The sequence below is a fragment of the Streptococcus sp. 3874 genome (genome assembly GCF_013276425.1).
Classification (GTDB): Bacteria; Bacillota; Bacilli; order Lactobacillales; family Streptococcaceae; genus Streptococcus; species Streptococcus pseudopneumoniae.
The window spans coordinates 1-8,827 of sequence record NZ_VMLA01000063.1; the positions used below are offsets into that span (position 1 = coordinate 1).

Sequence of the window (8,827 nt, forward strand, 5' to 3'; positions counted from 1 at the left end):
AGTTTCAATCTACTATATATTATTCACTGACTAAAAAAGAAAACCTACCTTCTCAGTAGATTTTCTCTGTTTAAAATTTATTTCCAAGCGCCACTGGCATCTACATAGTAACCATCAGGTGTATAGGTGTTGTGAAGCATCTTACCAGTTGAAGCAAGGTAGTACCAAGATCCACTATCTTTTACCCATCCTGTTACCATAGAACCTGAGTTGTTTAGATAATACCAAGATCCACTATCTTTGATCCAACCTGTCGCCATAGAACCTGAGTCCTTTAGGTAATACCAAGAGTTATTATCATATAGCCAATTGCTAGCAATCATAGCTCCTGATGATTTAAAGGCATACCAGTTGCCACCCTGATAGAGCCAAGTTTGATTGAACATGACTCCTTTATCATTCATAAAGTACCAAGTTCCCTTGTCCTTAACCCAAGCATTTTTAACTAATTGACCTTGTTTTTGATAGTACCACTTTTCACTGTAATTCTTTTTTAGCCAGCTTTCTGCTTTTAGAATCGGATAAAGTATTTTGAAGGCTCCTCCCCCTCTGTAGGAATGACTGATAACTCCTGGTTTTTGAAGTTTCAATTCTACATAGTCGTCTTCCCAAGCAAACACTTTTTGACCATTGAGAGTCTCTGGTAAGGTAGCAGTGTAGGTCTTAGTTTGATAGTCCCATTTTGCATCAAGGTAGGTGTGTTGATCATTTGATTCGTCAATACGGAAGTAACCACTCTTTCCGCCATCATTATATACATCATCTACTACTTTAGTGGACCAGGTCTTTACTTCATTTCCGCTCTTGGCTTCTACCTTGATATCTCCTCTATAGCCATAAGGTACATAGAAATTCAGGTAACGCCCCTCTGTACCGACCATAGATTTGTCCTTTTCTTGACCTAGGAAATTGATAGTCTGATCTTGACCATTGAGACTAACCGTCCACTCGATTTTCTCAGTTTTTGGCAAATCCAAGACTTTGATATCCACTTCATGGCCATTGTTAAATCGAAGAATTTTGCCATCTTGATACTTAACCCCACCCTTAATAACCCATTCTTCTTCCAACTCAAAGGCTTGACCTGAATGAGGGAAAGCTAATAAAGCTAGACCTGCTAGAGATAAACCAAATAGTGTGATTTTTTTTGATACTTTCATTTTCTTAACTCCTTATTTTTGGAATAAAACAAATTGACTGTTTTTAGGATAAACTGATACATGTTGCTCTTCGTGAATTTGTGATGCAGCTTCAAGGACTAGAGGATAAGAGTATTGATACAGTTCCTCTAAAGTAATTTTTCCGTTAGTATTGGTGTCTGCCATAGGCGAAATCATTCTATTTTGAAGTGAATCCCAACCTGTACCCATTGCCCAGTATCTGGTGGCAAGACTACCTACTCCGACTACACTATACGATTCTTCGCCTTTCCAAGAGGCACATAGTACGAGGAATTTAGAATCAAGCATTTCACCATTCTTGCTTGCTACATCTCCTGTTGAAAATCCTGCCAAAAATGCTTGTTCATCAAATTTTTCTTCAGACTTGGAGGCAACCTTTTTGTCTGACTTACCTACATCTATAATTGTTCCTGAATAGCAACAATCCAGCATAACCACAAACTTACCTTTATATTGTTTCAGTATAGATGCCAATTCCCAGCCTGAAAATGTCTGACCATCGCTACCAAGATAGATTCTTCCGTCTCTTCCTCCATGACAAGTAAGGTAAAGATAGTTCACATCGCTTTCGATAGAAGATTTGAAAAGCTCTTGCGTTTTTGCAATAATCTCGGACTTAGTTTTATCTGGGAAACGAACAACTTTACTAAAGTTTTGGTTACCAAAAACCTTTTCCATAGCATTAACGTCTTCGATAGGTACTGCTCTCGTTGATGTTTCACCAAGAACTAAAGCACGGCGATTAATCGTTTGTCTTGCTCCACTACTAGCAAAGAAATAAGTATCATCTCCAATATTGTGCCAACCTGTCTGCATAGCACCGCTGGCAGCCAAATAATATTGTTTTCCTTCGATAGTCTGTAGGCCAGTTTGCATGACACCGCTAGTATTTAAATAGTACCAACTACCAGAAATCAAACACCATCCTGTTTTCATAGCACCACTAGTATCTAGATAATACCAATTTCCATATTCATTAAACCAACCTGTTTTCATCCAACCTTCACTATCAAAATAGTACCAGGTTTCATTGATCTTTTCCCACCCGTTTTTAGTGTAAGAACCGTCAGAGTGTTTATACCACCAACGGCTATTCGATTGAATCCAACTGCCATTAGAGTGACTATAAGACTTGGGAGAGATAGATTCTTGAGCAGAAACTGGACTATTTACTGGTAGTGTTGCCACTAGGCTCAGTAAAGCAACTGATGACAATAAAATTTTTTTCATAATCATATTGTCCTTTCTGTTTTATTTTTGTATAATCATATCACAAATAAAAAAACAGGTTTTATTTTTTGCAGAAATGGAAGAGGAATACTATGGAAAATTTTGGAGCAGTTTTAAAGGATATCCGTATTTCAAAAAATTTTCGTCTTAAAGATTTGGCTTGTGATAAGATTAGTGAGTCAACTATTTCTCGTTTCGAAAATGGGATTACAAAATTATCTATTGATCATTTTTACATATTGTTAAATCGCCTGGGGATATCATTTTCGGAATTTGAAGAATTAGTTCATTGCTATTATTCCAAAAAAGAATGCTTTTTTGAAGAATTAGAACATGCTGTAAACTCTTCAGATATCATTTTGTTACAAGAACTAATAAAGAAAATAGAGCTAAAACAAAAGCAGGAAAGAAGTTTATGCAATTTTCACATAAAATTGATTGCTGAACAACAGATTAATCGCCTTGTAAATCTTCCTTATAATACATCTAAATGCAATGAGATAATAAAGTATTTGCTTTCGGTAGATACTTGGATGGAGTATGAACTGAAAATTTTTTATAATTCGGTGTTTTTTATGAACACTAAAACCATAAGCTTATTATATAGAGCGGTAATCAAGAAAACACGACATTTTTTAAAAACAAATATGGGAACACATAGAGTAATTCCTTTATATTTATTTAATTTAGAATTATTATTAAAAAATAATTTGTTAAATAACGCTCAATTTTTTATAGATGATTTAGAAAATTTACTGACCAGACAAGGATATTATTTTGAAAAGAATTATTTACTCTTCCTAAAAGGTATTTATCTTATAAAAACTAATCAAATAAAGTTAGGTAAAAAAGAATGTTCTAAAGCTATGAGAATATTTAAGGAATATAATGATAGTGATACAATAAATGAATTAAACCAGAAATTTAAGCTAGATCTAACAATTTAATTGTTAAATGATATTGTTTAGAGATATAATTCCTAAAAAATTAGACAAATAATTTATCTATAAGATTTGGTTCTGTATTACACTGAGCTAAGTCTTTCTTAGTTTTAATACATTTGTTATTATATAGGCTTTTATTGATTATTTCTTGTTTTAATTCAGGGGAATAGTAACGATTCTTCCCATTTTTAACACTCTCTATTCCATAACGATTAATTCATCTTGTCACATACCTTAGCCCGAAACATCTACACAAAATCTTTTTGAAAGCTGATTAAAGATTTGTACTTGCTTTCTAAGTTCATAGATCTGAACCTTAACCTCATTTGTCAATCCCATAATAAAAATAAGGACATTCCAATTGAACTGCACCCCAAAAGTTAGACAGAAAAAATCTAACTTTTGGGGTGCAGTTCATATATAGGCGCTATTTTTTCTTGAGCAAGCGGATGTAGTCCTGTTTGCTATGAATAATATCTGATACAAAGACAGCTTTTCTATACTCTAAAATATGATAGAATGCTAGGTAATCTCCTAAAATGATGCATCGAGTTTTGTGGGATGGGTATATAATCCCTCCTACTCTTTCGTCAACATCAAATCCTGCTTCTGGGAAGACTTCAAGACGCTCCAAACCATAAAGAACATTCTTAACTGTGTTTGCTCCTGCCTGTTCTGAAAAGTAGTTAGCTGAGATATAATCTTTAATACCTCTTAGCTGTTCTTGTACCGTTTCGGAGATAATGATGCTATATGCCTTCTCGTTAAATTCCAAGGTTAGCCCTCACTTCATCAAGACTGTAAGTTCTTCCATGTTCTAAATCCTCAAAGCTACGAGCAATTTCAGCACGCAACCCTGATAGAAGTTCTTCTCTTTCTTTATCTACTTGAGTTTCAAATGGCAAGGCTTTATTTTCTACAATGTGTTCTAAAAACAAGTTAAAACTGGCTGTCATATCAAGATTTTGCGCTGTGATAATAGCTTTAGCTTTCTCTAACAAGTCTCTGTTAGTCTTAAAATTTACCTGTGTGTTTTTTTCTAAAACATTCATGGTAGCACCTCCTTTAGACTATTATATCACTTTGAACTATACAGGTCTAGTTACGTATAGACGATTATAGCTGGATACTAAGAGAAATCAAAAAGCACTAGGGGAAAACGCCCCAAAGTGCTTAATTTCAAGGCTTTACAGCCTATCTTATTTAATAAAATATTACAACATTTTGTTGTAGAATTCAACGACAAGTGCTTCGTTGATTTCTGGGTTGATTTCGTCACGTTCTGGCAAGCGAGTCAATGAACCTTCCAATTTTTCAGCGTCGAATGATACGAATGCTGGACGTCCAAGAGTAGCTTCTACTGCTTCAAGGATTGCCGGAACTTTCAATGATTTTTCACGAACTGAGATCACTTGACCTGGAGTTACGCGGTATGATGGGATATCAACGCGTTTTCCGTCAACAAGGATGTGACCGTGGTTTACGAACTGACGAGCTTGACGACGAGTAGTCGCAAGACCAAGACGGTAAACAACGTTATCTAAACGACGTTCCAAAAGAAGCATGAAGTTGAAACCTAGGATTCCGCCTTTGATTTTTGTAGCTTGTACGAACAAGTTACGGAATTGTTTTTCACCTACACCGTAAGTGAAACGAAGTTTTTGTTTTTCAGCCAATTGCAAACCGTATTCTGACAATTTAGAACGGTTGTTTGGTCCGTGTTGTCCTGGTACGTAGTTACGACGTGCCAATTCTTTACCTGTACCTGTAAGTGAAAGGCCAAGGCGACGAGATTGTTTCCAAGATGGTCCTGTATAACGTGACATGTGAATGTCCTCCTGATATAAATAATATTTCGGTGGAAATAGTCACTTAGAAAGCCCTGATTCGTGCAGATGCCCTTCGCCTAAACAGCCAAGGTTACTTATTATAAGACACCTGTTGACGAGCTTCATGCTTTCCTGCTGATATTTCACACAAAATCTATTTTACCATGAATAGCTGGATTTGTAAAGGGGTTTTAGGCTTTATTTTCACTACCAGAGAGATTGAGAAGGAGGGTAAAGGTGCTTCCGAGGCCGTACTGGCTGCTGACTGTGATTTCACCACCCAATTGATGGGCTAATTCACGCGCAATCGCAAGACCTAAGCCATGACCACCTGTTTTCATATTACGCGAAGTCTCTACACGATAAAGACGTTTGAAAATATTCTCCAAATCCTCTGGGGCAATCCCCTGTCCCTCATCGGTCACACTGATTGAAAGCTGGTTATTTTCCAGCTTAGCCACCACTTCCAGCTTGGTTCCTGGAGCTGAGTATTTAAAAGCGTTATTGACCAGATTCACCAAGATACGAGAAAGTTTGGCATAATCTCCTTCAATCCGGGCAGACTCTGGGATTACCTGCAAGTGGACATCTCTTCTCTCCTGCTCAATCAAGAACTGAAATTCACTCATGCACTCAATCAAGAGCTGGTCCAGAAAAATACTGTCCTTGCTGGTCGTTTCCATCTGATTTCTAGCTGTATTTAGAGTCAAAAAATTCAACTCTTCAACCAGTTTATTGAGTCTTTCCGTCTGACGCCCAATGGTTGCTAGATAATGAGCTTGCTCCGACTCCTTGATAACCCCATCCAAAATCCCTTCTACCGTCGCTTGGATCGAAGTGATAGGAGTCTTAATATCATGCGAAAGTTGAGCAATCATCAAGCCCTTTTCTCGTTCGCTTTCTTCCAAGGAATCAAAGCTGGCCTGCAAATCATGGGACATTTCATTAAAAGCTTGCCCTAATTGTTGAAATTCTAAAGGACCTTGAACCTCCAAATTTGAAGGAAAATCCTTGTCCGCTACCCGCTTGGCATGCTCCTTGAGTTTGCCCAACGATGTAAAGACCGGCGATAGGAGAAAGAGACTAATCCCAGCACCGACAAGGCTGGCAACGATGGTCATCCCAAGCAAAAAGTAAATCTCGCTTTTCTCAATCAGCATTTTTTGAACAGCCCAAAAAACAACCAAAATGGTTAAGAGGGTTGAAATAATATATCCAACCAAAATATAACTTTTTAGTTTCATGTTTGTCCTCTCGGTTTCTCTATCTTATATCCCAAGCCCCAAACTGTCTTAATAGTGGGCGTTTGGTCACTACTATATTTTGCCAACTCCTGTCGAAGAGCATGGATATGCACATTCAAGGTATTGGTATCATCCACATAGTCTTCTTGCCAGACCTTTTCATAGAGGTCTGTCTTGGAGAAAACTCTCTCTGGATTGCTAGCTAAAATCCACAGCAATTCAAATGATTTAACAGTCAAATCCAGCATTTCTTCTCCTATTTGAACTTCATGACTACTATGATTCATTTTTAGATTGCCAAGGGAAATCAGCTCTGTTTCGCCCCCACGATGAAGGCGACGCAAAATATTATGGACCCGCAAAACCAGCTCACGAGGGCTAAAGGGCTTAGCAATAAAATCATCTGCTCCCAAGCTCAGGCCATAAATCTTGTCCTGTTCACTGGTCTTAGCAGTAATAAATAGGAAAGGCTGCTCTGGTGATAAGTATTGAACCTCACTGATTAAATCATAACCATCCATCCGAGGCATCATGACGTCTGTGATAATCAAATCAATCGGTTTTTTCTTGAACAGCTCTAACGCTTCCAGTCCATCATGGGCTACCAAGACCTGATAACCTGCCTGAATTAAGTATCTCTGATGAATATCTGTGATTTCTACCTCGTCGTCAACGAGTAAAATTGTCTTTCCCATCTGTCTCTCCTTTGATAAAAACAGTGCTATACTGCTTTAAGTATAACACTATTTTTATTGTTTTACGATGATTTTAATCTGCTATTGAAAGAAAGTCCTGATAGCTGATTGAGTTGGTAAACTAGCCTTAGTCAGCCCACTATCCATCATTTATTTCCTTAGCTGATTAGTTTTCTTCTTTTTTGTTTTTCAAACCTAGACCACCGAGTAAACCTGCAAGTGCAAGCCCAAGGAAACCAATACTTGCCATTGATGTTTGAGCTTCACCAGTATTTGGTAGCATAGCTTTATCATCTGACATCATCTTGTCTGACATCATCTTGTCTGACATCATCGTATCAGACATCTTGTTAGCAGAAGCAGCCATATTTTCACCTGCCATCGTATTGGTAGAGCTTGTCATGGTGTCAGCAGGCATGCTATCTGTAGTACTTGGAGCTGGAGTCTCAGTCTTCATACCTGATTTTTCCATTTGGTCATTTGCTGGCATTGCTTTATCAGTCTCTTTGGCTGGTGCCATCATGTCCTTATGGTCAGCAGCTGTTTGATGAGTCGCACCTGTAGCAGGATTGTGATTCATCGGAGTCACGCCAGAACCAGAGTTAGAAGATGAGAATGAAGCATTTGCTGTGTCTGATGTTTCTTTAACATTTATCTTAATAGTAACTTTTTTAGCTGCTACGACATTTGTCAAATCTGCTTTACCATCTTTGTTGCCATAGACATTGACTGTAGCGCTGTAGGTTTTAGTGCCGTTTGCTCGGAACTGGTCAATGAGTTCTTGTTTTTCTTTGCCAGCCACGTTTCCGTCCAAGGCTACTTGATAGAAGTATTGACCTTTGGTCTTCACGTTTTCGCCTAGTGGAGATAGGGCTGGGTTTTTAGCGTCGCCGTTATCTGACCATGGAGCCTTGTCAGATGCCTTAAGCAAGAGACGAGTCAACATGCCATCACCTGCGAAGAGTTCGTATGGAATCACATGGTTAACACCAGCTGTGAATGGACCGTCACCCTTGGCTTGTTCTAGGTAGGCTGCTGGAACATCGATACTGTCTTTAACGTTGTCTGCAACGGCTTTTTGAACTGTTTCTTTAGAAATTAAACCGTTTATGTTAATAGTGACTTGTTTAGTTGCTACGACATTTGTCAAATCTGCTTTACCATCTTTGTTACCATAGACATTGACTGTAGCGCTGTAGGTTTTAGTGCCGTTTGCTCGGAACTGGTCGATGAGTTCTTGTTTTTCTTTGCCAGCCACGTTTCCGTCCAAGGCTACTTGATAGAAGTATTGCCCTTTGGTCTTCACGTTTTCGCCTAGTGGAGATAGGGCTGGGTTTTTAGCGTCGCCGTTATCTGACCATGGAGCCTTGTCAGATGCTTTGAGCAAGAGACGAGTCAACATGCCATCACCTGCGAAGAGTTCGTATGGAATCACATGGTTAACACCAGCTGTGAATGGACCGTCACCTTTGGCTTTTTCAAGATAAGCAGCAGGAACATCAATACTGTCTTTAACGTTGTCTGCAACGGCTTTTTGAACTGTTTCTTTAGAAATTAAACCGTTTATGTTAATAGTAACTTGTTTAGTTGCTACGACATTTGTCAAATCTGCTTTACCATCTTTGTTACCATAGACATTGACTGTAGCGCTGTAGGTTTTAGTGCCGTTTGCTCGGAACTGGTCAATGAGTTCTTGTTTTTCTT

Annotated in this window: 9 protein-coding genes and 1 pseudogene; 1 reads left to right on the top strand and 9 read right to left on the bottom strand. The window is 38.2% G+C overall.

Annotated elements, in window-relative coordinates; translation table 11 throughout:
• Window positions 1-77: 77 nt before the first annotated feature.
• Both HT703_RS06925 and HT703_RS06930 read right to left on the bottom strand, forming a co-directional pair.
• A complete protein-coding gene (locus tag HT703_RS06925; protein WP_000868697.1) occupies window positions 78-1,160 on the bottom strand; it encodes an N-acetylmuramoyl-L-alanine amidase family protein in 1,083 nt (360 codons plus the stop codon).
• 12 nt (window positions 1,161-1,172) lie between these two features.
• Window positions 1,173-2,411, bottom strand: a complete 1,239-nt coding sequence (locus tag HT703_RS06930; protein WP_000722389.1) for a caspase family protein — start codon at window positions 2,409-2,411, stop codon at window positions 1,173-1,175.
• A 92-nt stretch (window positions 2,412-2,503) separates the two neighbouring features.
• Here HT703_RS06930 and HT703_RS06935 point away from each other — a divergent pair, with 92 nt between their 5' ends.
• On the top strand, window positions 2,504-3,358 hold the full coding sequence (locus tag HT703_RS06935; protein ID WP_054393211.1) for an Rgg/GadR/MutR family transcriptional regulator: 855 nt from the start codon (window positions 2,504-2,506) through the stop codon (window positions 3,356-3,358).
• Window positions 3,359-3,482: 124 nt separating this feature from the next.
• Here HT703_RS06935 and HT703_RS11775 read toward each other — a convergent pair.
• The 7 genes and pseudogenes from HT703_RS11775 to HT703_RS06965 all read right to left on the bottom strand — a co-directional run.
• Window positions 3,483-3,694 (bottom strand): annotated as a pseudogene (locus HT703_RS11775) (IS3 family transposase); the annotation flags it as partial.
• Window positions 3,695-3,782: 88 nt separating this feature from the next.
• A complete protein-coding gene (locus HT703_RS06940) occupies window positions 3,783-4,130 on the bottom strand; it encodes a type II toxin-antitoxin system RelE/ParE family toxin (protein ID WP_054393210.1) in 348 nt (115 codons plus the stop codon).
• Window positions 4,120-4,407 (bottom strand): type II toxin-antitoxin system RelB/DinJ family antitoxin, encoded by a 288-nt coding sequence (locus tag HT703_RS06945; RefSeq protein ID WP_023939238.1) that lies wholly within the window; start codon window positions 4,405-4,407, stop codon window positions 4,120-4,122. The genes HT703_RS06940 and HT703_RS06945 overlap by 11 nt, the downstream gene beginning before the upstream one ends.
• Window positions 4,408-4,569: 162 nt before the next feature.
• The gene (gene rpsD / locus HT703_RS06950; RefSeq protein WP_000092760.1) at window positions 4,570-5,181 is read right to left on the bottom strand and encodes a 30S ribosomal protein S4; all 612 of its coding nucleotides are present in this window, start codon (window positions 5,179-5,181) and stop codon (window positions 4,570-4,572) included.
• Window positions 5,182-5,375: 194 nt separating this feature from the next.
• Complete coding sequence (locus HT703_RS06955) at window positions 5,376-6,428, bottom strand: HAMP domain-containing sensor histidine kinase (RefSeq protein ID WP_023939236.1); 1,053 nt, start codon at window positions 6,426-6,428, stop codon at window positions 5,376-5,378.
• Window positions 6,425-7,123 (bottom strand): response regulator transcription factor, encoded by a 699-nt coding sequence (locus tag HT703_RS06960; RefSeq protein WP_000520643.1) that lies wholly within the window; start codon window positions 7,121-7,123, stop codon window positions 6,425-6,427. Before HT703_RS06960 ends, HT703_RS06955 begins: the two co-directional genes overlap by 4 nt.
• 166 nt (window positions 7,124-7,289) lie before the next feature.
• The coding region (locus HT703_RS06965; RefSeq protein WP_172929991.1) for a fibronectin-binding SSURE repeat-containing protein at window positions 7,290-8,827 on the bottom strand (1,538 nt) is incomplete at its 5' end.

Coding starts and splice junctions, on each gene's coding strand:
- HT703_RS06945 (WP_023939238.1), bottom strand. CDS start 4,407: ATGAATGTTTTAGAAAAAAACACACAGGTAAATTTTAAGACTAACAGA.
- HT703_RS06925 (WP_000868697.1), bottom strand. CDS start 1,160: ATGAAAGTATCAAAAAAAATCACACTATTTGGTTTATCTCTAGCAGGT.
- HT703_RS06960 (WP_000520643.1), bottom strand. CDS start 7,123: ATGGGAAAGACAATTTTACTCGTTGACGACGAGGTAGAAATCACAGAT.
- rpsD (WP_000092760.1), bottom strand. CDS start 5,181: ATGTCACGTTATACAGGACCATCTTGGAAACAATCTCGTCGCCTTGGC.
- HT703_RS06930 (WP_000722389.1), bottom strand. CDS start 2,411: ATGAAAAAAATTTTATTGTCATCAGTTGCTTTACTGAGCCTAGTGGCA.
- HT703_RS06935 (WP_054393211.1), top strand. CDS start 2,504: ATGGAAAATTTTGGAGCAGTTTTAAAGGATATCCGTATTTCAAAAAAT.
- HT703_RS06955 (WP_023939236.1), bottom strand. CDS start 6,428: ATGAAACTAAAAAGTTATATTTTGGTTGGATATATTATTTCAACCCTC.